The sequence below is a fragment of the Stenotrophomonas maltophilia genome (assembly GCF_002799245.1).
Lineage (GTDB): Bacteria > Pseudomonadota > Gammaproteobacteria > Xanthomonadales > Xanthomonadaceae > Stenotrophomonas > Stenotrophomonas maltophilia_S.
Map to the genome: position 1 here is coordinate 307,705 of NZ_NEQV01000001.1, position 21,063 is coordinate 328,767.

Sequence of the window (21,063 nt, forward strand, 5' to 3'; positions counted from 1 at the left end):
ACCGCGATGAGCCTGTTCGCGCGCGAACTGCCTCCGACGGCTGGCCTGCCGATGCAGGCCAGCGACTTCCTTCCCGGTGGCGGCGACCTGCGCGAAATCCTGGCCAGCCAGCTCGGCACACCCCCACTGCAGCTGACCTGTTCCGGCACCCACGCGCTGCTGATCGCACTGCGCACCCTGCGCAAGCGTGCGCCCAAGCGCGATACCGTGATCATGCCGGCCTATACCTGCCCGCTGGTGCCAATCGCGGTGCACAGCCTCGGCCTGCGCGTGCAGCTGTGCGATACCCGGCGTGGCCATTTCGACTTCGAGCCCGGACAGCTCAGGCGCCTGGCCGATGCACGCACGCTGGCGATCCTGCCGACCCACCTCGGCGGGCGCATCGCCGATGTTGAACTGGCCTGCGAGGTCGCCCGCGACGCCGGCGCCTGGGTCATCGAAGATGCCGCGCAGGCGCTGGGCGCCCGGGTCGGCAACAGCAGTGTCGGCCTGCGTGGCGACATCGGATTCTTCAGCCTGGCCGCCGGCAAGGGGTTGAGCCTGCACGAAGGTGGCCTGCTGGTCAGCCGCGATGACGAGCTGCGCGCCGCGCTGGCCGGACATGCCGCCGAACAGGTGCGTTTCAGCCTGCGCTGGGAGCTGCTTCGCAGTGCGCAGCTGCTCGGCCTTGCCGCCTGCTATCGCCCCTCGCTGCTGTCGCTGGTGTACGGCAATCCGCTGCGCAGCGCACTTCAGCGCGGCGATCTGGAAGAAGCGGTCGGCGACATTTTCCCGCTGGACATACCGCAGCACCGGGTCAGCCAATGGCGGCAGAACGTCGGCGCCCATGCCGCACGGCGGCTGCCTGCATTCCTGCAGGCCGGGCGCCTGCGCGCATTGCAGCTGCGCGTGCAGTTGGCACAGCTGCCGGCGGTGGAGGTGGTTGATGGCCTGGCCGGTACCGGCGGCACCTGGCCGATGCTGATGCTGCTGCTGCCCAGCCAGCGCGCCCGCGATGCTGCACTGGACGAACTGTGGCCGCGTGGCCTCGGTGCCAGCCGCATGTTCATCCATGCCCTGCCCGACTACGCCTACCTGCGTGGCATCGTGGCGCAGGACGACATGCCCAATGCGCGCGACTTCGCCGCACGCATGCTGACCCTCGGCAACAGCGCCTGGCAGACCGGTGAAGAGACCGCGCAGATCCTGCGGGCACTGGCCGCTGCGCAGGCCTGAAACCGCGATTTCCAGGGCATCCCGCCCATTCATGAAACCCGATTCCTGAACACTTTCCCCACCCTGCGGTGCAGGCTTTCAACAGGAAAGGAACGAGAAAGGCTGCCTGCCTACATTGAGCCTGCCCCGGCGCCGTGCCGGACGCCTTTCTCATCGACGGACCTGCCCATGCACTGGAGCATCCTGTGTGACTTCGACGGCACCATCAGCCTCGAAGATGTCATCGACTCGCTGCTGGAGAAGTACGGCCAGCCGGGCTGGCAGGACCTGGAAGACCAGTGGAAGGCGGGAAAGATCGGCTCGCGTGAATGCATGCAGGGCCAGGTGCGGCTGCTGAAGCTGGATCCGGCCACGCTCGATGCGCACCTGGACCAGGTGCAGATCGATCCGGGCTTCGTCGCCTTCGTCGCCCGCGCCGAGCAGCTGGGCCTGCCGCTGCGCATCGTCAGCGACGGCCTGGACTATGCGATCCACCGCATCCTCGCCAACCATGGCCTGTCGCGGCTGCCGGTGGTGGCCAACCACCTGCGCTGGTGCGAGGACCATTGGGAACTGGAGTCGCCCTACCAGGCCGAAGGGTGCCGCAGCGGCACCTGCAAGTGCACCTGCGCCGCGCAGGCACGTGCCGATGAAGCGCCGCGCGTGCTGATGATCGGCGACGGCAGTTCGGACTTCTGCGTGTCCGAGGATGCCGACTTCGTGTTCGCCAAGCGCCGCCTGATCACCCATTGCACCCATGCCGGCATCGAGCATGCCGCCATCGATACCTTCCACGATGCAATCGCACTGCTGCCGCGCTTGCTCGATGGCAGCCTGCTGCAGCCACGTCGCCTCGACGCCAGCCCGCAGCCCGCCGCACTGCCCCTGCTGCTGGCCACCGCCTGAGCATTCCCCTCCAAGCACGCTCCCCCGTTGCCCCTTTCGAACGTCCTTCACGGAACCGAACTGCATGAACATTTTTGACAAGAACGCCGATTCGGCTGCCTCCGATGCGCAGCTGCTGGCCGACGAAGCCCGCTACAGCTCCTTCGGCGATACCGTCCACTACGTCGACCCGCCGAAGATCTTCCAGCGCGGCGAAGGCAGCTACATGTTCGACGGTGCGGGCGTGCCCTACCTCGACCTGCAGATGTGGTACTCGGCCTGCAACTTCGGCTACAGCAACAAGCGCCTGAACGACGCGCTGAAGGACCAGATCGACACCCTGCCGCAGGTCGCCAGCCAGTACCTGCACCCGACCCGCGTGCAGCTGGCCAAGACCATTGCCGTGGACATGCACGAGAAGTTCGGCCTCGACGGCCGCGTGCACTTCAACGTCGGCGGCGCGCAGGCCATTGAAGACTCGCTGAAGATCGTGCGCAACGCGCGCGGTGGCAAGAGCCTGATGTTCGCCTTTGAAGGTGGCTACCACGGGCGTACCCTGGGTGCATCGTCGATCACCTCCAGCTACCGCTACCGCCGCCGCTACGGCCACTTCGGCGAGCGCGCGATGTTCATCCCGTTCCCGTACCCCTTCCGTCGCCCGAAGGGCATGACCCCGGATGAGTACTCCGACCACTGCGTGTGGCAGTTCGAGCGCCTGTTCGAAAGCGAGTACAACGGCGTGTGGGATCCCAAGGTCGGCCAGGCCGAGTACGCCGCGTTCTACGTCGAGCCGATCCAGGGCACCGGTGGTTACGTCATCCCGCCGCGCAACTTCTTCACCGGCCTCAAGCGCGTGCTGGACAAGTACGGCATCCTGATGGTTGTCGATGAAATCCAGATGGGCTTCTGGCGCACCGGCAAGCTGTGGTCGATCGAGCACTTCGGCGTGACTCCGGACGTGCTGGTGTTCGGCAAGGCGCTGACCAACGGCCTGAATCCGCTGTCGGGCCTGTGGGCGCGCGAAGAGCTGATCAACCCGACCGTGTTCCCGCCGGGCTCCACCCACTCCACCTTCAACTCCAACCCGCTGGGCACCCGCCTGGGCCTGGAAGTGCTGAAGCTGGGCAAGGAAATGGATTACGAGCGCACCGTGCCGGAAAAGGGTGCGTACTTCCTCGACGGCCTGCGTGGCCTGCAGAAGCGCCACCCGGAAATCGGCGATGTCGACGGCCTGGGCCTGGCCCTGCGCGCCGAGATCTGCCAGACCGACGGCTACACCCCGAACAAGGAACTGCTGGACCGCATGGTCGACATCGGCCTGGCCGGTGACCTCCTGCACGACGGCAAGCGCATGGGCCTCGTGCTCGACGTGGGTGGCTGGTACAAGAACGTGATCACCTTCGCGCCGTCGCTGGACATCAGCTACGAAGAGATCGACCTGGCGATCACCCTGCTCGACCAGGCGCTGACCAAGGCCAAGGGCTGAGGCCGGATGCGCTGCCGGTTCCCGTGCCGATGGAGATGACGTCACGTGCGTCCAGCACCGCGCTGGAACCGGCCGCGCTGCTGGAGGGCTTCCTGGCCCATCCGCCGCTCGGATTCGAGGCAGGCCGCCTTCCCAGCGGCCTGCCGACCTTCCGTGCGCCGCTGGACCTGACCACCACGATGGATGACGGGCTGCGCGGCAAGCTGCTCGGCCTGCCGCTGTCGCGCCTGTGGCGGCCATGGATCACCTGGAAGACCTGCTTCGTCGGTGCCACCAGCACCGAATACACCCCGTTGCCGGCACATGTGGCGCCGGAGGCGCTGGCTGAGGACGTGACGCGTCACGCGATCGGCGATACGCGCCTGCTGGTGGTCAAGGACCTGGCGATCGATTCACCGCTGCTGGACGACGCCGCCAACGCACACAGCGGCGCCTTCCTGCAGGCGCTGCTGGAACGCGGCTTCGTCGAACTGGAAGGCATGCCGCTGGCCTGGGTGGCGATCGATTTCGATTCGCTCGACGGCTATCTCGGCCGCCTGTCGTCCTCGCGCCGCAAGAACATCCGGCGCAAGCTGCGCTCGCGTGATGACCTGCAGATCGACTGCATCGCCACCGGTGATCCGGCCCTGGCCGACCCGCAGCTGCAGGCCGAACTGTACGCGCTGTACCTGGGCGTGTACGCGCAGAGCGCGGTGCATTTCGACCAGCTCGACCTGCCCTATTTCCAGTACCTGCTGGCCGACAGCCTGGGCCAGGGACGGATGTTCCTGTACCGCCACCAGGGCCAGCTGATCGGCTGGAACCTGTGCTACGTGCATGCCGGCAAGCTGGTGGACAAGTACATCGGCCTGGCTTACCCGCAGTCGCGCGAGCACAACCTGTACGCGGTCAGCTGGATGCACAACCTCGAGTACGCCCTGCAGCACGGCTTGAGCCACTACGTGGCGGGCTGGACCGACTCGCGGATCAAGGCCGAGCTGGGCGCCCGCTTCACCTCCACCCGGCACGCGATCCACGCACGCTCACCGCTGCTGCGCGCCGCCCTGCGCAGGCTGGCCCCGCATCTGCAGGGTGAACCTGATGGAGGCGGCTGAGAGCGATGCAGGTACGTTCCCCGCTGATCCTCGACCTGGACGGTGGCGTGCTGCCACTGCCCCAGGCACAGACCCTCGCGCTGCCACAGTGGCACGACCCGCTGCGCTTCGCCTGCAGCAATGCAACGCTGGGCCGTTTCGCCGCTGAAGTGCTGGCGCCGCTGCCGGCCCAGCTCGGCACGGTCATGCTCGGCAGTGGCGACTTCCATCACCTCAGCCTGCCGCTGCTGCAGCGCATGCGCCCGCAGCAGCCCTTCCAGCTGGTGGTGCTGGACAACCATCCGGACAACATGCGTTTCCCGTTCGGCATGCACTGCGGCTCATGGGTGAATGCCGCCAGCAAGCTGCCGCAGATCTCGCACATCCACGTGCTGGGCATCACCTCGGATGACATCGGCCTGGGCCACGCCTGGGAGAACCACTGGCGCCCGCTGATGGGCGGACGCCTGACGTACTGGTGCATGGACGTGGATGTCGGCTGGGGCCATCGCCTCGGCATGGGCCGTGCGTTCCGGCGGTTCGAGCACCCGGAGGCGCTGGTCGCCGCGTTCGCCGCTGAGCAGGCCAAGTCGCCGCAACCGACGTACCTGTCGATCGACAAGGATGTGTTCGCCGAGGACGTCGCCCGCAGCAACTGGGACCAGGGCCGGTTCCAGCTGGAACACGCACTGGTGGTGATCGAAGCACTGCGCGCCGGCGGCCTGGTCGGCAGTGACATCACCGGCGAAGTGTCGCTGGCCCATTATCAGAGCCGCTTCAAGCGCTGGCTGTCGTCGCTGGATGGCCAGCCCGACGTCAGCGCCGAGGATCTGCCGCTCTGGCAGGCGCGGCACCAGCAGGTGAACCGCGAACTGCTGGCCGCGATGGCCGCCGTACCGACGGCCTGCTGACCGCGTCGGTAGTGCCGGCCGCTGGCCGGCATGGCTTCGGTAGTGCCGGCCGCTGGCCGGCAATGCCAACCAAGGTTGGCAACTACCAGACCCAGGCAGAGACGGTAGTGCCGGCCGCTGGCCGGCAACCTCATTGTTCCCGGCCTCACGAGGATGCCGGCCAGCAGCCGGCACTACACTGGGTTCCTGCCCCCAGGAGCCGCCGCCATGCCCCAGACCGTCATCCCGCAGCTGCGCATGCGCCATGCCGACACCAGCCTGCCGTTCTACGTGCAGGGGCTGGGTTTCGTGGTCGACTGGGAACACCGCTTCGAACCCGGGTTTCCGCTGTTCGCCCAGCTCACCCGCGACGGCCAGACCATCTTCCTCACCGAGCACAGCGGCGACTGCGAGGTCGGCGGCGCGGTCTACTTCATCGTCGAGGATGTCGACGCCCTGCACCGCGCCTTCAGTGCGGCCAGCGTTCCGATCGAGCAGCCGCCGCATGACACCGAATGGGGCAGCCGGGAGATGCTGCTGCGCGACCCCGACGGCAACCGCCTGCGCTTCGCCAGCGACGCCGGCTGAACGGAGCGGCCTTGAGCCGGATATATGAAGCATATATGCTTCATATATCCACTCTACCAGGACCGCCCATGGGCATCGTCAACATCGATGACACCCTGCACGACCAGTTGCGCCGTGCCTGCACCGTCTCCAGCCGCTCGATCAATGCCCAGGCCAACTTCTGGATCCGGGTCGGCATGCTGTGCGAGATGAACCCCACGCTGAGTTTCCAGGACATCGTCGCCAGCGAACTGCGGGCAGCCGGCGTACAGCCGCAGGCCCCCGGGCGGGCCTGACATGGCGATGATCAAGCGACCGGACGAAATCGATCGGATGGCCGAATCCGGGCACCTGCTGGCGCAGGTGTTCGCTGCACTCGACCGTCTGCCGCTGCAGGGCCGCAGCACGATGGAGATCAACGATTTCGTCGAGCGCATGATCGTCGATGAGCTGCAGGCGCGGCCGGCCAGCAAGGGCCAGTACGGCTTCCCGTATGTGCTCAACACCTCGATCGACAACGTGATCTGCCATGGCGTTCCCAGCACCACCGACGTGCTGCGCAGCGGCCAGATCGTCAACCTCGACATCACCCTGGAGAAGAACGGCTACATCGCCGACTCGAGCACCACCTACCTGGTGGGTGAGGTCGACTACGCCGCGCGCAGGCTGGTGCAAGCTACCTACCAGGCAATGTGGAAAGGCATCGGCGCGGTGCGCCCCGGGGCGCGCCTGGGCGATATCGGCCATGCCATCGCACGCCACGCGCGCAGCCTCGGCTACAGCGTGGTGAAGGAGTACTGCGGCCATGGCATCGGCCAGGAGATGCACGAGGAACCGCAGATCCTCCATTACGGCCATCCCAATACCGGCATGGTGCTGGAAGAAGGCATGGTGTTCACCATCGAGCCGATGCTCAACCAGGGCAAGCCGGCCATCCGCCAGCTGCCGGACGAATGGCCGGTATACACCCGCGACGGCAAGCTGTCGGCGCAGTTCGAGCACACCGTGGCGGTCACCCGCAGCGGCGTGCGCGTGCTGACCCTGCGCCCCGGCGAAATACCGCAGTGCGCGGTGGACGCGGCCTAGAGCGGGCGCAACAGCAACAGCGTGGCGAGGCAGAACATGAAGATCGCCACGCCAGCATCCAGCACCCGCCAGGCACCCGGCCTGCGGAACACCGGCTGCAACAGGCGCGCGCCATAGCCCAGTGTGCAGAACCAGGCCACGCTGGCCACGCAGGCACCGGCGGCGAAGGCCCAGCGCAGATCGCCCGGGTAGCGGGTGGACAGGCTGCCCAGCAGCACCACGGTATCCAGATAGACATGCGGGTTGAGCAGGGTGAAGGCCAGGCAGGTCAGCAGTACCTGGCGCCCGCTGCCACCCTGCGCCTCGGCGGCGGCCAGCGCACTGCCACCGCGCCACGCGCGCAGCCCCGCCTGCAGTCCGTACCAGACCAGGAAAGCCGCACCCCCAAGGCGCAGCACCTGCAGCAGCAGCGGCCACTGCAGCACCAGTACGCCCATGCCGCCGACACCGGCCAGTATCAGCACGATGTCCGCGCCCGCGCAGGCCAGCACCACCCTCCCCACGTGACGCTGCTGCAGCCCCTGGCGCAGCACGAAGGCGTTCTGCGCACCGATGGCGATGATCAGGCCGGCACCTGCGAACAGGCCGGCGGCGGCAGCGGCAATCCACATCGGGACAGGCCAGGCAGCGAGAGGACGCGCAGGGTGCGGCCAACGGCCACGTTTAGACAATCTGATTTTTCTTTATCCTGTGCAGAAAAACTGAAGAGGCACGGCATGGACCTGGTACACCCGCAGCTGGCCGCGTTTGCCGCGGTGCTGGAGGAAGGCAGCTTCGAGGCGGCGGCACGCCGTCTGTCGATCAGCCCATCGGCGCTGTCGCAGCGGATCAAGGCCCTGGAGGACAGGCTCGGCCAGGTACTGGTGGTACGCCAGGCCCCCTGCCGCCCCACCACTGCCGGGGAAGCGCTGCTGCGCCGGGTCCGGCCGATGCAGGCGCTGGAGGCCGAGGCATTGGCCGAACTGCTGCCCGAGCGGGGCAGCGACGCCGTGCGCACGCCGATCCCGTTGGCGGTCAACGATGATTCCCTTGATACCTGGTTCGTGCCGGCCATCGCCGACCTGCACCAGCGCCATGGCTACCTGTTCGACCTGCGCATGGACGACCAGGACCACACCCTGCAGCTGCTGCGCGATGGCAGCGTGCTCGGCGCGGTCACTGCAGAAAGCCAGCCGGTGAAGGGCTGCAACGTGCATCCACTCGGCGCCATGCGCTACCACGCCATCGCCTCGCCTGGCTTCGCCCGCCAGTACTTCAACGATGGCATGCAGGCCGCAGCCCTGGCGCGCGCGCCGATGCTGGTGTTCAACCGCAAGGATGAACTTCAGTGGCGCTTCGTGCGGCGGTTGACCCGCGCGCGGCTGCAGCCGCCGTTACACTACCTGCCCTCCTCCACCGGCTTCGTCGAAGCCGCCGCGTGCGGACTCGGCTGGGGCATGGCCCCGGAAACACTGGTCGCGCCCGCCGTGCGCGCCGGCCGCGTGGTGGTACTGGAACCCCGCCGCTGGCTCGATGTGCCGCTGTACTGGCAGCATGCTGCCGTGCGCTCAAGCACGCTGCAGCACATCACCCAGGCGCTGCGCACTGCGGCCAGCGGCACCCTTCGTTGAGGACGAACCGATGACCGCAGACCCGGGCTTCACGCCGCGCGCACTACCGTTTGCGCACTTCTTCACCACTGGGACGGCATGGGCGTGATCGGCCGACGTACAAGGATGCACTGCGCGAAGGCCGCGCTGGCGCTGACGCTGGCAGCCTGCCTGCCACTGGCTGCGCCGGCGCAGACCACCACCGATGCACCGGCACTGGATTGGGAGCAGGCACGGCAGCGGCTGGAGCAGGTCTCCGATGCCCTGGCCGCCGCTGACGCCGCCGTGCGCAACAAGCAGGACCTGAAGGAAGCCACCCGCCTGCTGCGCCTGCCGGAGATCACCGGGGAAGTACGCCGCCTGCAGTTCCAGAAGACCCTCACCCTGCCACTGGGTTCGCTGGCCCCGGTGGCCGAGGCCTATGGCATCGACTCACCGCTGTCGTTCACCGAACGCGACTGGCGCACACGCCCGGTGGTGACCGCGGTGCTGCCGCTGTATACCGGCGGCGTGATTCCGGCCGCACAACGTGCGGCCAGCGCCGCACACGAGCAGGCCAGCGCCGAGCGCGAAGCACAGCGCCAGTCGCTGACCGTGCAGCTGGCCCAGGCCTATTTCGGCCAGCGCCTGGCCGAGCAGGCGGTGGACGTGCGCCGCGACGTGCGCGATGGCCTCAACCGCCACCTGTCCGACGCGGAGAAGCTGGAACGCGAAGGCTTCGCGACCCGCGCCCAGCGCCTGCAGGCCACCGTGGCCCGCGACAAGGCCGAGCGCGAATACCAGAAGACGGTGAATGACCTGGCCACGCTGAAGGCCGCACTGGCCACGCTGCTGCGCAGTGGCGGCGAGGTACAGCCGGTGTCACCGCTGTTCGTGCAGCGCGTGCCGCTGGAACCGGTGGCCAGCTTCGAGCGCACGGCGCAGGCACGCCAGCCGCAGATCGCACGCTTGCGGGCGATGGTGGCGCAGGCCGAACAGGGCGTGCGCGTGCAGCAGGCCAAGCTGAAGCCGCAGATCTTCGCCTTCGGCCAGTACGACTTCCGCCGCCGCGACGAAATGCTGACCGATCCGGACTGGGCGTTCGGCATCGGCCTGAAGTACACCTTCCTGTCGCCGAACTCGCGACCGGCGCAGATCAGCGCCGCGCGTGCGCAGCAGGAACAGGCCGAAGCGGGCCTGCGCGAGGCCGAGAACCAGGTCGCGCTGGGCGTGCGCAAGGCCTGGAACGAACTGGAAACCGCGCGCCAGCAGTACGTGCTGCTGGACAGCAGCATCGCCCAGGCACAGGAAAACCTGCGCCTGCAGGAGCTGGCGTTCCGCGAAGGCCAGGCCACCTCGCTGGATGTGATCGACGCGCGGCTCGGCCTGGGCGGCGCCCGTGTCGAGCGCGCCCAGGCCGCCTACCAATACGATATTGCGCTGGCACAGTTGCTGGAGGTCAGTGGACAGATGGACCGTTTCGAAGAGTTCCGGCGGCGTGCGGACGAGGTGATCGACCATGAGTGATGTGCTGCACGACGAAGCGACGACGCCCCCCGGCAAGCGACGGCTGGGGCCGATCCTGGTGGTGGTACTGCTGATCGTGGTGGTGCTCGGCCTGTGGCTGGCCTGGCGCAGCCCGGCCGACCAGATCCAGGGCATGGCCGACGCGGACACCATCAACGTGGCCGCCAAGATCACCGCGCGCGTGGCCGAACTGAAGGTGCGCGAGGGCGACCGCGTGCAGCCCGGGCAGGTGCTGTTCCTGCTCGACAGCCCCGAAGTGGCCGCCAAGGAACAGCAGGCGCATGGCGCATTGGCCGCCGCTCAGGCGGTGGCCGACAAGGCCGACGAAGGCGCGCGCAGCGAAGACATCCGCGCCGCCGAAGCGAACTGGAAGCGGGCCGAAGCCGGTGCGACGCTGGCCGAAGCCACCTACCAGCGTGTGCAGAACCTGTTCAACGAAGGGGTGATGACCCGGCAGAAGCGCGATGAAGCGCATGCCCAGGCGACCAGTTCGCGCGAACTGGCCCGTGCCGCCCGCGCGCAGTACGACATGGCACTGGCCGGCGCACGCGAGCAGGACAAGCGTGCCGCGCAGGGCCAGGTGCAGCAGGCGCAGGGCGCGGTGGCCGAAGTCAACGCCGCGCGTGTCGAAGTGGAAGGACGCGCACCGGTGGCCGGCGAGATCAACAAGCGCATGGCCGACCCGGGCGAACTGGTGCCGGCCGGCTACCCGGTGTTCACCCTGGTCGACATCGACCGGATGTGGGTGGCGATGAACCTGCGCGAATCGCAGATGCAGGGGCTGAAGGTCGGAAGCACGCTGAAGGGCAGCGTGCCGGCGCTCGGGCAGGACGGCGAGTTCGAGGTCTACTTCATCAACCCCGCCGGCGACTATGCAACCTGGCGTACCACCCGCCAGTCGTCCGGCTACGACGTCCGCAGCTTCGAGGTGCGGGTGCGCCCGGTACGCCGCATCGAGGGCTTCCGCCCCGGCATGAGCGTGCTGTTCGCATGGCCCCAGCACTGAGTCCCGATGGTGGCGGCTTCGCCGCCTCGTGGCGGCGCGAGCTGCGGTCGCTGCGCGGCAACCGTGCCGACCTGCTGCTGGTTACCCTGCTGCCACTGTTGATGCTGGTGGTGATGGCGTGGATGTTCACGCCCTCGGTGATGCGCGACATCCCGATAGCGGTGGTCGACCTCGACCACAGCAGTGACAGCCGCCTGTTGCTGCGCATGCTCGATGCCAGCCCGGGCGTGCGCATCGCCAGCCAGCCGGTGGACCTGGAAGACGCACGTTCGCAGCTGCGCAGCCTGGATGTGTTCGCCATCGTGCTGGTGCCACGCGATGTCACCCGACAGGCATTGCGTGGGCGCCAGGGCACGGTGTTCGCCTATTACAACGCGACCTACATGACCACTGGCCAATCCGCGGCGCGCGATATCGGCGACGCGGTCTCGGCCTGGAATGCACGCCTGTTGCGCGAGCGAATCGGCCTGCAGGTCGGCCCCGGCAAGCTGCGTGCGGCACCGATCGCGGTGCAGTCGGACATCCTCTACAACCCCGCACGCAGTTACGAATTGTTCCTGCTGCCGCTGATCTTCCCGGCGGTGCTGTCGCTGGTACTGGCCCTTGCGGTAGCCGGCAGCCTCGGCCGCGAGATCCGCGACGGCACCCTGCCCGCCTGGCTGGGCCGCACTCCGTGGGCTGCGATTGCCGGCAAGGTCGCGCCGTACATCCTGCTGTTCTCGCTGTATGGCGCGCTCGGCATCGGTTACCTGGCATGGCTGCGCGGTGATGGCGTGGCGGGCAGCGTGCTCCTGCTGCTGCTCGCACAGCCCCTGTTCTACCTGGCTACGGCCACCTATGCGTTGTTCTTCGTCGGCGTCACCCGCGACATGGGCACCGCGCTGTCCGCGGTCGGCCTCAGCATCGGCACCGCACTGGCGTTTTCCAGCGCGACCTTCCCGGTGCTGGACGGCCCCCTGTTTACCCGCATCTGGCATCAGCTGCTGCCACTCAGTGCCTACATCAAGCTGCAGACCCAGCAGCAGTTCATCGGTTCGCCGCTACAGATTTCGGCATGGCCGCTGGCCACGCTGTTGTTGATGTCAGTGGTGGCTGGCGGCATCGGCGGCCTGCGCCTGATCGCCTTTGCGCGTACACCTGCAGCCGCACAACCCGCAGGGGCCGACGCATGAGCGCACTCTGGCGCAGCCTGCGACAGACCCTGATGGCGGTGCTGTGCGACCGCTACGCGATCGTGGTGATGGTCGGCGCGGTGATCCTGTACTCGTTCTTCTACCCGGCCGCGTACCGTCATCAGGTGGCCGGCAACCTGCCGGTGCTGGTGGTGGATGAAGACCACAGCGCGACCAGCCGCGAGCTGCTGCGAAAGCTCGATGCACTACGTGTCGCACGCGTGGTCGGGCAACCGGCGGACATCGACAGTGCGCGCCAGCAGCTGGAAGCCGGCCACGCCGAGGGCATCGTGCTGATCCCGGCCAACCTGGAGCGCGACATCCTGCGTGGCCATCCGGCCAGGCTGGTGCTGCTCGGCAACGGCGCCTATCTGGGCCGCGCCAGCTGGGTGCTGGGCAGCGTGGCCGATGCACTGGGCGCGTTCGGGCGCGACGCCGTGGTCGGCCAGGCCGCCTTCATGGGTGCACCGCAGGCACCGCCGGTCACCCTGGTGCAGCGCCCGCTGTACAACACCCAGGAAGGCTATGGCAGCGCCATCGTGCCCGGCGTGGCCGAGCTGATCGTGCACCAGACGCTGCTGATGGGCATCGGCGTGCTGCTCGGTGGCCGCCGCCTCGCGCTCGGCCGGCGCCTGCGCTTCGACCTGCCGACCCTGGCCGGCATGGCGTTGGGCTTCAGCCTGATCGGCCTGTTCGGCCTGTTCTACTACGCCGGTTTCACCGCCTGGGTGCAGGACTATCCACGCGGTGGCAATCCACTGGGCCAGCTGCTGGGCGGCACCTTGTTCATCGCCGCCACCGTGGCCTTCGGCCTGTTCGTCGGCAGCTTCTTCCGCACCCGCGAACGCGCCTTCCAGTACATCATCGCCACCTCGATCCCGCTGTTCTTCCTCGCCAACCTGTCCTGGCCGGCGGTGATGACACCGCAGCCGCTGGTCTGGCTCGCGCAGCTGTTGCCGACCACCTCCGGCATCAACCTGATGGTGCGCCTGAACCAGATGGACGCCCGCCTGGCCGAAGTCAGCCACGAACTGATCACCCTCGCCGTCCTGCTGCTGCTCTACGGCAGCCTCGCCACCTGGCGCCTCCTCGCAAAAAAGGGGACGGAGGGGATTAAGTCGTAAGCAGCTGGTTCGGGGGGATTGCGACTTAATCCCCTCCGTCCCCTTTTTTGCAACGAAGAACGCCGGCGCGGGGCCGGCGTTCACGTACTGAGGTGTGGAAGGGAGCGAATCGGGTGTGGCAGCGATCGGTCAGCGGTAGACGCGTTCGCAGCGGCGTTCGACCACGCGGTCGCCGTTCTTCTGCTGGCTGTTGCCCTGGATCTGGCGGCCGGCCGCACCGCCGGCAACGGCACCGGCCACGGTAGCGAGCTTCTTGCCATTGCCGCCGCCCACCTGGTTGCCCAGCAGGCCGCCGATCACCGCGCCGGTGGCAGTACCGGCAATGCGGTTGGGATCGCGCGAGTTGCGCTGCACTTCCACGTTCTTGCACACCACGCGGCTGCCGTCGTTGAACTTGCGTCCCTCGTCGCGCGGGCCGTAGGTCTGTGCGCCGGCCACCGACGATGCCGCCAGCAGGGTGCCCAGCACAAGCAATCGGGTCGAGGTCTTCATGGCCATCTCCTGAGTTCCGGTATGCCGCAAGTCTCCTCCCGGGGTTGGCAACCGGAAGTGAAATGCACGTGTCCGCCGCCTCATCGGCCATCGCGCGTTCAGGAAGAAAATGCGCGCCCATCACGATCAGCCATCGTGATGGGCGCCGTCTCCCTACCGGCATGCCTCGTTCTAGAACTCTTCCCAACCGCCAGCATTGGCCGCCAGTGTCGGCTCGATGCGCGGCGACAGGGCCACCGGCCTGCGCACCGGGGTGACCGTCGCGGCCACCGCAGCCAGGGCCGGACGCACGGCCGCCGCCGCGGTTGCCGCGCCGGTGCGGAACACCGAAACCGCCTCGGCCAGCAGGTTGGCCTGCTCCTCCATGGAACGTGCCGCGGCGCTGGCTTCCTCCACCAGCGCCGCATTCTGCTGCGTGGTCTCGTCCATCTGCACCACCGCCTGGTTGACCTGCTCGATGCCCGAACTCTGCTCCTGCGAGGCAGCGGAAATGTCGGCCATGATGTCGGTCACCCGCTGCACCGAGGCCACGATCTCGCCCATCGTGGTGCCCGCCTGGCGGACCAGGGCCGATCCATCGGCCACCTTGCCCACCGAGTCCTCGATCAGGCCCTTGATCTCCTTGGCCGCGCCGGCCGAGCGCTGTGCCAGCGTACGCACCTCACTGGCCACCACCGCAAAGCCCCTTCCCTGCTCGCCGGCGCGCGCGGCTTCCACCGCCGCGTTCAACGCCAGGATGTTGGTCTGGAACGCAATGCCATCGATGACCGAGATGATCTCGGCGATCTTCTTCGACGAGGCTTCGATGGCCGACATCGTGGTGACCACCTGTCCGACCACCTCGCCGCCCTGCGAGGCGACACCATGCGCGCCAATCGCGAGCTGGTTGGCCTGGCGCGCATGCTCGGCGTTCTGCTTCACGGTGGAGGTCAGTTCCTCCATCGACGCAGCCGTCTCTTCCAGGTTCGCCGCCTGCTGCTCGGTACGCCGCGACAGATCGGTGTTGCCCGAGGCGATCTCGCCTGCCGCCAGATTGATGCTCGACGCGCTGGCCTGGATGCGGCCGACAATCTGCTTGAGCTGATCGACAGTGGCATTGCAGTCATCCCGCATGCGGGCGAACACGCCGTGGAAGTCGCCCTGCATGCGCACGGTCAGGTCGCCGCGCGAGATGGCCTGCAGGAGGGTCGATACCTGCACCAGGTTCTCGTCGGTGGTCTGCATCAGGCGATTGAGCCCGGCCACCATGTCGCGGAAATCATAGGCAAAGCGATCTTCGTCGCCGCGCAGGCTGAAGTCGCCTGCCGCGGCCGCTGTCGCCAACCGGCGGATCTCGCTGTTGATCGCCGACAGGCTGGTCTTGGTCTCGTCCATGGCCTGGGTGATCGCCGCCTTCTCGCCCGGCAGCGGATCCATGTCCACCGACAGGTCACCACGGGCATAGTGCTTCATCACTTCGATCAACCGGTTCTGCACCTGCACGTGCGAGCCGACCAGCGCATTGGTCTCGTGCACCATGCGCCCGTAGTCGCCGGGGAAGGCACTCTCATCCATGCGATAGCTGAGGCTGCCCGCATCATGCTGGCGGGCCAGCTCGCCCTGCGCTGCCATCACCGACTGCAACTGCGCCTGCATGCGCTGCATCGACCTGAGCAGCTGGGTCACCTCATCGTTGCCGGAGGCGTCGATGCTGCTGTCCAGCCGCCCATTGGCGATACCGTCGGCCAGCGTCACCGCCCCTTCCAGCGGGCGGGTCAGGCTGCGGGTGATGGCCCATGCGGCCAGCGAGCCCAGTATCAGGCTCAGCACGCCGAACACGATCGACAGCGTGCCGGTCCAGGATTCGGTTGAACGATATTCCTCGCGACTGCGCGCGGTCAGCGCCTCCTGATGCCGCAGCAGGGTCGAGATCGCCTCATTCCATGCGGTGGCCAGGCCGTGCTCGGCAAGCAGTCCCTTGGCCGCACCGTCGAAATCACCGGCCTTCATGCGCTCGTGCAGATGCTGGGTGGAAGCATCGGTGGCCTTGCGTGCCGCGTCGATTTTCGCAACCAGGGTATCGCCGGTGGCGTCGCGCGGAATCTTGATGTACTTGGCCCAGATGCCGTCGTAGGTCTGCGACAGCTCCTGCGCCTTCTGATAATCCTTGTCGAAATCCTCGCCGCGCTTGATCACCATCAGCCGGCGATGCATCAGCACCGCGTTGTTGGTATCCAGCATGTCGTTCAACAGCCGCATCTTCACCATGTTGACGTCCACCACTTTCTCGAACTGGGCGGACTTCAGGTGATTTCCGTACAGCACCAGGCCGACGATGGCCACGATGAACAGCAGCAGCAAACCGAACCCGGCACCCAGCCGGGATCCCACTCGGAGGTTGCGTAAGGCGAGCATCTCAATTCCCTTGATCATGGCCGTACGATCGATGGCGGCGCAGGCAAGGGAAACTTTATGGGTCCGTATTATTATATCGATCCAAAACTCTGGAACTGTGCAGACAGGCGTGAAAACAGGCGTTGCACGGGGCGTTATATCCAGAACCCATATCGCCACGTGTACCGAGAATGGGATCAGGCCGGGGCCTGCCGCCCCGCTATCTGGCATTACGGGGCAGCAGGCCCTGGGAAGACCAGATCCTTCCCGAGCCTTGCCGCGTAGATGCTCTCGAACTGGAACGAGAGCACAAAGCGGAACCCACACGTCGCGGCGTAGCGCCTGATGAAGTGGCAGATTTCCTCCCAGGCACGTTCAAACCCGCTCGCGCGGAAATGAAACGAGCCCAGCAGGCCCACCTGCCACTCGGCTTCAACCCCTTCTGCTACGAGCGCCTCCGGCGGGTCGACGATGCCGAACCGGAAGCCAGTGTTGGATGCTGGAAGATATCCATGCAGACCGTCAGTACCGTCGGAGTACTCGGCCTGGATCGAATCCAGGGCGTGCAGCACGGCAGCCAGGTCTGCACCGGCTTCGACCTCGAGAAACAGCGAAATGCTCATTACCTGCGCAAGCCGATGAGGGTATGCCGGTTGAAGAACCTCATCTTCCCCTCGATCGTGAAGTCCGTGTGCCTAATTTCACCCAGCATCATCTCGCGTTGGGCGTCGTTCAACGTGCAGGGCTCCAGAACATTGGCCTCCAGCACGCGTCCTGGGGGCGCCAAACGCAGCTCGACAATGCAGGCATTGCCGTCGGTGGGAACACCTGCTGGCCACGCCGTCATTGCGATCGCACGCATTTGCTCCTGGTATTCCTCACGCTCCGCTTGCTCGATCTGCGGGTCCGGTAGATCCGGCGGGTTCGCCGCCACGTGCACAGCAGACTGCGTGGGCGTTGGCTCTGATATCGAACCAACGATCAGTTTGATCAGGGTGTTCTGCGAGGCCGTTACCGCCAAGGCGATCACCAGAGCGGTGTAGCTGACACCACCAGCCTTCTGCAGTTCAAGATGCCGCCGATGTGCCCCGCGATGCTCGGCATCAACCTTGCGGACAATCCTTCGGCAGTGCGCCAGGTACAGCGGATTCGCCAGGATTCCTGCAAGGACGCGGAACACCACGAAAGAGAGCAAGGACAACCATGGCAGCCCCAGCAGCACGAAGGTGGTCATCAGCAACGGCGAAAGGATGAACCAGATCGTGCCCCACGCATGCATGCGCCGGAAGAAGAACCAGAGTGACGAGAACAGGAATGCCGGCCAGTTCCATCGCCTTGGCGCCCTGCCGCTTGCTTCGTACAGCCTCCATTGGTGGAGGTAGGTGGAGAACCTGTCTCCTACCACGATCGCCAGTGCGTCCTTCTCGCTCAGCCCATCGGAGGCTGCGCCTGTGCTCTGTACCGCTTCACCGTCGACGTTACCGAAGGTGGGCTCAATCCTTGCTCTCATTATTCTTCATCCAAACTCGACACAAAATCACTCAAGACCGCTTACCACGTAGCATCGCGGCCATTGAGGTGCCCCTGCCTGCATTCAAGCGCGGCTTTTCACGAACTCAATGCAACGATCAGAAACACTCTCAAGCCACAACGCAGATTGCAGTCACGACCTGCTCCGGCTGATCCTCGAGCGGCACACCCCAACCGGAAACTTCGCGGGCCCCGTACTCACCTCCGCTACAGAACCACTCCTCTGCCTCATCGAAATGCAACTCGGTGAAACCAAGAAAATCTGAAACCAGACTTCCAATGCCAATTGAACCTGCTGCAAGTCCACGGTAGGACTTACGTGCAACGACATCCCCCGGCATCCCCAGTTCATAAACCTTAATCGCCCACACAACCCCGCCCCCGATCGTAATGGAGAGCGCAGCCATATCACCGGCGCGATCATCGCCAGGCAGGGAGAACAGGAACCCGCCATTTCCATGCTCGTCAGGACCATACCTTTCCAGACGAAGATCAGGCCCGCCCTCAAACCTGTACAGCTGAGCATCCGGGTCAATCAGATAGGCAGCGATAGCCGCGTCCAGATCACCGTATGACGCATGCAGAGGGATGGCTGCCATGGATACGCCAGGAACAATCGGCGCATCCCACTCAATGGAATTCACATCGGCGCTCATTCAAGTCCAACAAAGCTCACCATTATCAAGAACCCATACAATTCCTGCAGGAGCTGCAATCAGGAACCAAGGGCGCAGATCAGATTCCAACTCTTCCCTAGTCGACGGCCAAGCCTCCCGAAGAAGCTCGACCTGCTCTAGACCAACCGTATTACATACCCTATTTATCGAGCTCGCCGCCGACTGCGAACACGCGCAAATAACCCTCACTGTGGACGCCAGTGGCTGAAACCCCTTTAGAGATCAAGCCTCAACCCTCACGGAGCCGCGGCTTCCTCCCGGGATCAGGCAATAGAGCCCCCTAAAGGGCCGCGCTCATCATCTGTAAAGAATCTAGTACCCAGATCCTGCGCAGGCTCCATCCCTCCAAACACAGTGCGCGCTCCACTCAGCAACTTCAATTGCTGGAAATGCCGATGCAGAATGGGCATGGCGACAGCAACATCCGACCAATCCATATCGAATGAGAAATCGATACTTACTGCCCCGTCGAATCTAAAGGCGCGAATCAGAAACAGAGGAATATAGACAGTAGATCCCAGCCTAAAACCTCTGATCTCCTGGATCATGCAAGAACTGCACGGGAAGTCATCGACACTTCCTGCAAGCCAGTCGCCAACCGCTATCGGCTCGCCATCCAGCTCAGTCCGCGAGACGGACTCAGCCATGCGACCGATCGATTCCAGCACCGTGGACACGTGAACCCACGGAACAGCCTCCATAAGAATCTCAAACGCATGATTCATCAATAGCTCCCCCTCAGATCCCGTCAGCGACCGAATGGGTTAAGACCCTTGTCCATGCTCCGGATTCGTCCTCCTTCGTTCCGACATCTCCGCCCCCAGCAGCACTTAGATCTACGGACTGAAATAGCTACCATCTTCCAGCTTCCAGACAAAACCGCCAGGAACCCAGCCATATCCAGGCTTGGCAACCCAGAACATGTCCGGATCCCAGTCCAACTCAGGCGGCCAAGCCGCCATGAAGCGCTCAATCTGCTCATCAACGGTACCGCCCCAAAAGCCATTCACATCTTCGAGCCTGGCCCTCCCCTCCCTCAAAACAGCACCTAAGCCCCACCGGAAGAACTGCTTCCTTTCTTCAAACGAAAGATCGGGAAGATAGTCAAAGCTATTCCACCAGATCACATCAACATCAAGACGCTCCACCCTGCCAACAAACCCCCTTGCATCAAGATCACCCAACCAGTTATTGATCACTTGAACTTCTGGATTCCATGATTCGTCGCAGAGTTTTTGCATCATCTTTTAAACACAAGCGCCCGCCCTCCCGCCCGCCCTTAATCCTATTATTTTTTGCGAGGAGGCGCTCAGCACAAATGTACGCGCCACCGACGATACTCAAGATGATTGATAGCCATCAAACCCCCATCCCATAACCCTACAAGTTTGGCGGTTATTCCACCCCAAGTATCCACCTGAAAAGAATCGACGCAACTTGAAATCAGTCGCCGACGTGTGTTTACCGCCGATGGAGGCACTACCCTCGGTCAGGCGGCAAGGGTGCAGCCGCTGCCGCCAGTTTAATCAGGAAGAAATCAATATAAGAGAACCTTCACACCATGCCACTCCCGACAGAGAAAACAATCCATCAATCTCTTCAAAGAATCCGGACGAGAACACGGGTCCATCTGCAGAAATCAAGTGCCTTGAAACCACGCTAGAGCACACCGAAGAAGCAACCATATAGGAATCAAGCCAATACTTCTCCCCATCTTCGGAAAGCGCAAATGGATCGAACTGCGACAGTTGAGCACAGAACTCCTCAGCACTGGTCAACCCAAGCTCATCAAGAATGTTTGGGACTGAGAACTTCCACACCCCTGAAACAAGACACCTGAGTGTCAAATCAACCGCAAACTGCCATTTTGCATCGTTACCAACCCCCTCACCCACGCCCAAAAGCGCATGGGGCGAGTATTCATCCAAACTGAGCAAATACACGTACCACTCAGTTGCCTCGAAAATATCAATCGGTTCATGCAAATTCATGGCACCTCACTTCTCACTTCGCCAGCTCGCTGCCGAACATCCTTCCTAAACAAGCCTAGACCAGACGAGATGTATCGTTGGTTCAAGCACCAACTCAGCCTTGGATAGGCCCAGCTCAGAAATAAATTCAATACGCAAACCGGACCTTCCAGCATATTCAAATATCGAAATCGAATCCACACCCTCCGATGAGATAACAGAAACCTCCACCCCACCAATAAAAATTGAAACCTGAAAAGACCGCATTACCAAGCTAAAGGAGAACTCAACCTCAACCTGCCCTTCCGAGCCCTCCCTGTAAACAAACAGGCCAATTTCCGGATCCACCTTAAAAGGCTCAAGCCCAAACCTCTCAAGAAATTCTTCACGCGCCGGATACTTCATAGTCCACCTTATTTATCGAGAGGGAATGAAAGTACTGA

24 protein-coding genes are annotated in these 21,063 nt (G+C 64.6%); 13 read left to right on the forward strand and 11 right to left on the reverse strand.

All coding sequences use genetic code 11. The features are described from left to right. The first annotated feature begins 6 nt into the window (after positions 1-6). The 8 genes from B9Y64_RS01490 to map all read left to right on the forward strand — a co-directional run bounded on the left by B9Y64_RS01490 (position 7) and on the right by map (position 7,181). Positions 7-1,215, forward strand: a complete 1,209-nt coding sequence (locus tag B9Y64_RS01490) for a DegT/DnrJ/EryC1/StrS family aminotransferase (protein WP_100439215.1) — start codon at positions 7-9, stop codon at positions 1,213-1,215. Between the two features lie 168 nt (positions 1,216-1,383). Continuing rightward, complete coding sequence (locus B9Y64_RS01495) at positions 1,384-2,100, forward strand: MtnX-like HAD-IB family phosphatase (protein ID WP_100439216.1); 717 nt, start codon at positions 1,384-1,386, stop codon at positions 2,098-2,100. Between the two features lie 64 nt (positions 2,101-2,164). Beyond that, the gene (locus B9Y64_RS01500; RefSeq protein WP_014036434.1) at positions 2,165-3,565 is read left to right on the forward strand and encodes an aspartate aminotransferase family protein; all 1,401 of its coding nucleotides are present in this window, start codon (positions 2,165-2,167) and stop codon (positions 3,563-3,565) included. Between the two features lie 29 nt (positions 3,566-3,594). Then, positions 3,595-4,659, forward strand: coding sequence for a GNAT family N-acetyltransferase (locus B9Y64_RS01505; protein WP_100439217.1), 1,065 nt, complete (start codon positions 3,595-3,597; stop codon positions 4,657-4,659). 5 nt (positions 4,660-4,664) lie between these two features. Continuing rightward, the gene (locus B9Y64_RS01510; protein ID WP_100439218.1) at positions 4,665-5,549 is read left to right on the forward strand and encodes a hypothetical protein; all 885 of its coding nucleotides are present in this window, start codon (positions 4,665-4,667) and stop codon (positions 5,547-5,549) included. A gap of 207 nt (positions 5,550-5,756) precedes the next feature. After that, positions 5,757-6,116, forward strand: coding sequence for a bleomycin resistance protein (locus B9Y64_RS01515; RefSeq protein WP_100439219.1), 360 nt, complete (start codon positions 5,757-5,759; stop codon positions 6,114-6,116). Positions 6,117-6,184: 68 nt separating this feature from the next. After that, positions 6,185-6,391 (forward strand): ParD-like family protein, encoded by a 207-nt coding sequence (locus tag B9Y64_RS01520; protein WP_100439220.1) that lies wholly within the window; start codon positions 6,185-6,187, stop codon positions 6,389-6,391. 7 nt (positions 6,392-6,398) lie between these two features. After that, on the forward strand, positions 6,399-7,181 hold the full coding sequence (gene map / locus B9Y64_RS01525) for a type I methionyl aminopeptidase (protein ID WP_202909034.1): 783 nt from the start codon (positions 6,399-6,401) through the stop codon (positions 7,179-7,181). Here map and B9Y64_RS01530 read toward each other — a convergent pair. Then, on the reverse strand, positions 7,178-7,792 hold the full coding sequence (locus B9Y64_RS01530; protein ID WP_100439222.1) for a LysE/ArgO family amino acid transporter: 615 nt from the start codon (positions 7,790-7,792) through the stop codon (positions 7,178-7,180). The two genes, map and B9Y64_RS01530, sit on opposite strands and share 4 nt — an antisense overlap. Positions 7,793-7,897: 105 nt before the next feature. On the opposite strand from B9Y64_RS01530, the gene B9Y64_RS01535 reads away from it, so the two are divergent. From B9Y64_RS01535 to B9Y64_RS01555, 5 genes are all read left to right on the forward strand, one after another. Further along, complete coding sequence (locus B9Y64_RS01535; protein WP_100439223.1) at positions 7,898-8,791, forward strand: LysR family transcriptional regulator ArgP; 894 nt, start codon at positions 7,898-7,900, stop codon at positions 8,789-8,791. A gap of 78 nt (positions 8,792-8,869) precedes the next feature. Beyond that, entirely contained in the window at positions 8,870-10,276 is a 1,407-nt protein-coding gene (locus B9Y64_RS01540) for a TolC family protein (protein WP_100439224.1), read from the forward strand. Beyond that, a complete protein-coding gene (locus tag B9Y64_RS01545) occupies positions 10,269-11,282 on the forward strand; it encodes an HlyD family secretion protein (protein WP_100439225.1) in 1,014 nt (337 codons plus the stop codon). The genes B9Y64_RS01540 and B9Y64_RS01545 overlap by 8 nt, the downstream gene beginning before the upstream one ends. Further along, the gene (locus B9Y64_RS01550; protein WP_100439226.1) at positions 11,267-12,454 is read left to right on the forward strand and encodes an ABC transporter permease; all 1,188 of its coding nucleotides are present in this window, start codon (positions 11,267-11,269) and stop codon (positions 12,452-12,454) included. Before B9Y64_RS01545 ends, B9Y64_RS01550 begins: the two co-directional genes overlap by 16 nt. Beyond that, positions 12,451-13,578, forward strand: a complete 1,128-nt coding sequence (locus tag B9Y64_RS01555) for an ABC transporter permease (protein ID WP_100439227.1) — start codon at positions 12,451-12,453, stop codon at positions 13,576-13,578. The genes B9Y64_RS01550 and B9Y64_RS01555 overlap by 4 nt, the downstream gene beginning before the upstream one ends. Positions 13,579-13,707: 129 nt before the next feature. On the opposite strand, the gene B9Y64_RS01560 is transcribed toward B9Y64_RS01555, so the two are convergent. The 10 genes from B9Y64_RS01560 to B9Y64_RS01600 all read right to left on the reverse strand — a co-directional run bounded on the left by B9Y64_RS01560 (position 13,708) and on the right by B9Y64_RS01600 (position 21,025). Further along, entirely contained in the window at positions 13,708-14,076 is a 369-nt protein-coding gene (locus B9Y64_RS01560) for a glycine zipper 2TM domain-containing protein (RefSeq protein ID WP_005415760.1), read from the reverse strand. Positions 14,077-14,241: 165 nt separating this feature from the next. Continuing rightward, entirely contained in the window at positions 14,242-16,464 is a 2,223-nt protein-coding gene (locus tag B9Y64_RS01565) for a methyl-accepting chemotaxis protein (protein WP_100439228.1), read from the reverse strand. Between the two features lie 209 nt (positions 16,465-16,673). After that, positions 16,674-17,066: a hypothetical protein gene (locus tag B9Y64_RS01570; RefSeq protein ID WP_100439229.1), complete on the reverse strand. Its 393-nt coding sequence runs from the start codon at positions 17,064-17,066 to the stop codon at positions 16,674-16,676. Next, complete coding sequence (locus tag B9Y64_RS01575) at positions 17,066-17,953, reverse strand: DUF2628 domain-containing protein (RefSeq protein WP_100439230.1); 888 nt, start codon at positions 17,951-17,953, stop codon at positions 17,066-17,068. The genes B9Y64_RS01570 and B9Y64_RS01575 overlap by 1 nt, the downstream gene beginning before the upstream one ends. Positions 17,954-18,083: 130 nt before the next feature. Next, positions 18,084-18,629, reverse strand: a complete 546-nt coding sequence (locus tag B9Y64_RS01580) for a hypothetical protein (protein WP_100439231.1) — start codon at positions 18,627-18,629, stop codon at positions 18,084-18,086. Beyond that, positions 18,630-18,839 carry a DUF596 domain-containing protein gene (locus B9Y64_RS01585; protein ID WP_238379825.1) on the reverse strand — a complete coding sequence of 70 codons (210 nt, stop codon included), beginning with the start codon at positions 18,837-18,839 and terminating at the stop codon, positions 18,630-18,632. It lies immediately after the preceding gene. A 74-nt stretch (positions 18,840-18,913) separates the two neighbouring features. Beyond that, positions 18,914-19,375, reverse strand: a complete 462-nt coding sequence (locus B9Y64_RS01590) for a hypothetical protein (protein ID WP_157804466.1) — start codon at positions 19,373-19,375, stop codon at positions 18,914-18,916. A gap of 111 nt (positions 19,376-19,486) precedes the next feature. Next, entirely contained in the window at positions 19,487-19,894 is a 408-nt protein-coding gene (locus B9Y64_RS01595) for a hypothetical protein (RefSeq protein WP_157804467.1), read from the reverse strand. A gap of 282 nt (positions 19,895-20,176) precedes the next feature. Further along, entirely contained in the window at positions 20,177-20,641 is a 465-nt protein-coding gene (locus B9Y64_RS21850; protein WP_157804468.1) for a hypothetical protein, read from the reverse strand. Between the two features lie 45 nt (positions 20,642-20,686). Then, positions 20,687-21,025 (reverse strand): hypothetical protein, encoded by a 339-nt coding sequence (locus B9Y64_RS01600; RefSeq protein ID WP_100439234.1) that lies wholly within the window; start codon positions 21,023-21,025, stop codon positions 20,687-20,689. Positions 21,026-21,063: the final 38 nt, after the last annotated feature.

Bases quoted from the DNA above. Each gene is read 5' to 3' on its own strand.
- B9Y64_RS01490 (WP_100439215.1), top strand. From the start codon at position 7: ATGAGCCTGTTCGCGCGCGAACTGCCTCCGACGGCTGGCCTGCCGATG.
- B9Y64_RS01495 (WP_100439216.1), top strand. From the start codon at position 1,384: ATGCACTGGAGCATCCTGTGTGACTTCGACGGCACCATCAGCCTCGAA.
- B9Y64_RS01500 (WP_014036434.1), top strand. From the start codon at position 2,165: ATGAACATTTTTGACAAGAACGCCGATTCGGCTGCCTCCGATGCGCAG.
- B9Y64_RS01505 (WP_100439217.1), top strand. From the start codon at position 3,595: ATGGAGATGACGTCACGTGCGTCCAGCACCGCGCTGGAACCGGCCGCG.
- B9Y64_RS01510 (WP_100439218.1), top strand. From the start codon at position 4,665: ATGCAGGTACGTTCCCCGCTGATCCTCGACCTGGACGGTGGCGTGCTG.
- B9Y64_RS01515 (WP_100439219.1), top strand. From the start codon at position 5,757: ATGCCCCAGACCGTCATCCCGCAGCTGCGCATGCGCCATGCCGACACC.
- B9Y64_RS01520 (WP_100439220.1), top strand. From the start codon at position 6,185: ATGGGCATCGTCAACATCGATGACACCCTGCACGACCAGTTGCGCCGT.
- map (WP_202909034.1), top strand. From the start codon at position 6,399: ATGATCAAGCGACCGGACGAAATCGATCGGATGGCCGAATCCGGGCAC.
- B9Y64_RS01530 (WP_100439222.1), bottom strand. From the start codon at position 7,792: ATGTGGATTGCCGCTGCCGCCGCCGGCCTGTTCGCAGGTGCCGGCCTG.
- B9Y64_RS01535 (WP_100439223.1), top strand. From the start codon at position 7,898: ATGGACCTGGTACACCCGCAGCTGGCCGCGTTTGCCGCGGTGCTGGAG.
- B9Y64_RS01540 (WP_100439224.1), top strand. From the start codon at position 8,870: ATGGGCGTGATCGGCCGACGTACAAGGATGCACTGCGCGAAGGCCGCG.
- B9Y64_RS01545 (WP_100439225.1), top strand. From the start codon at position 10,269: ATGAGTGATGTGCTGCACGACGAAGCGACGACGCCCCCCGGCAAGCGA.
- B9Y64_RS01550 (WP_100439226.1), top strand. From the start codon at position 11,267: ATGGCCCCAGCACTGAGTCCCGATGGTGGCGGCTTCGCCGCCTCGTGG.
- B9Y64_RS01555 (WP_100439227.1), top strand. From the start codon at position 12,451: ATGAGCGCACTCTGGCGCAGCCTGCGACAGACCCTGATGGCGGTGCTG.
- B9Y64_RS01560 (WP_005415760.1), bottom strand. From the start codon at position 14,076: ATGGCCATGAAGACCTCGACCCGATTGCTTGTGCTGGGCACCCTGCTG.
- B9Y64_RS01565 (WP_100439228.1), bottom strand. From the start codon at position 16,464: ATGCTCGCCTTACGCAACCTCCGAGTGGGATCCCGGCTGGGTGCCGGG.
- B9Y64_RS01570 (WP_100439229.1), bottom strand. From the start codon at position 17,066: ATGAGCATTTCGCTGTTTCTCGAGGTCGAAGCCGGTGCAGACCTGGCT.
- B9Y64_RS01575 (WP_100439230.1), bottom strand. From the start codon at position 17,953: ATGAGAGCAAGGATTGAGCCCACCTTCGGTAACGTCGACGGTGAAGCG.
- B9Y64_RS01580 (WP_100439231.1), bottom strand. From the start codon at position 18,629: ATGAGCGCCGATGTGAATTCCATTGAGTGGGATGCGCCGATTGTTCCT.
- B9Y64_RS01590 (WP_157804466.1), bottom strand. From the start codon at position 19,375: ATGAATCATGCGTTTGAGATTCTTATGGAGGCTGTTCCGTGGGTTCAC.
- B9Y64_RS01595 (WP_157804467.1), bottom strand. From the start codon at position 19,894: ATGATGCAAAAACTCTGCGACGAATCATGGAATCCAGAAGTTCAAGTG.
- B9Y64_RS21850 (WP_157804468.1), bottom strand. From the start codon at position 20,641: ATGAATTTGCATGAACCGATTGATATTTTCGAGGCAACTGAGTGGTAC.
- B9Y64_RS01600 (WP_100439234.1), bottom strand. From the start codon at position 21,025: ATGAAGTATCCGGCGCGTGAAGAATTTCTTGAGAGGTTTGGGCTTGAG.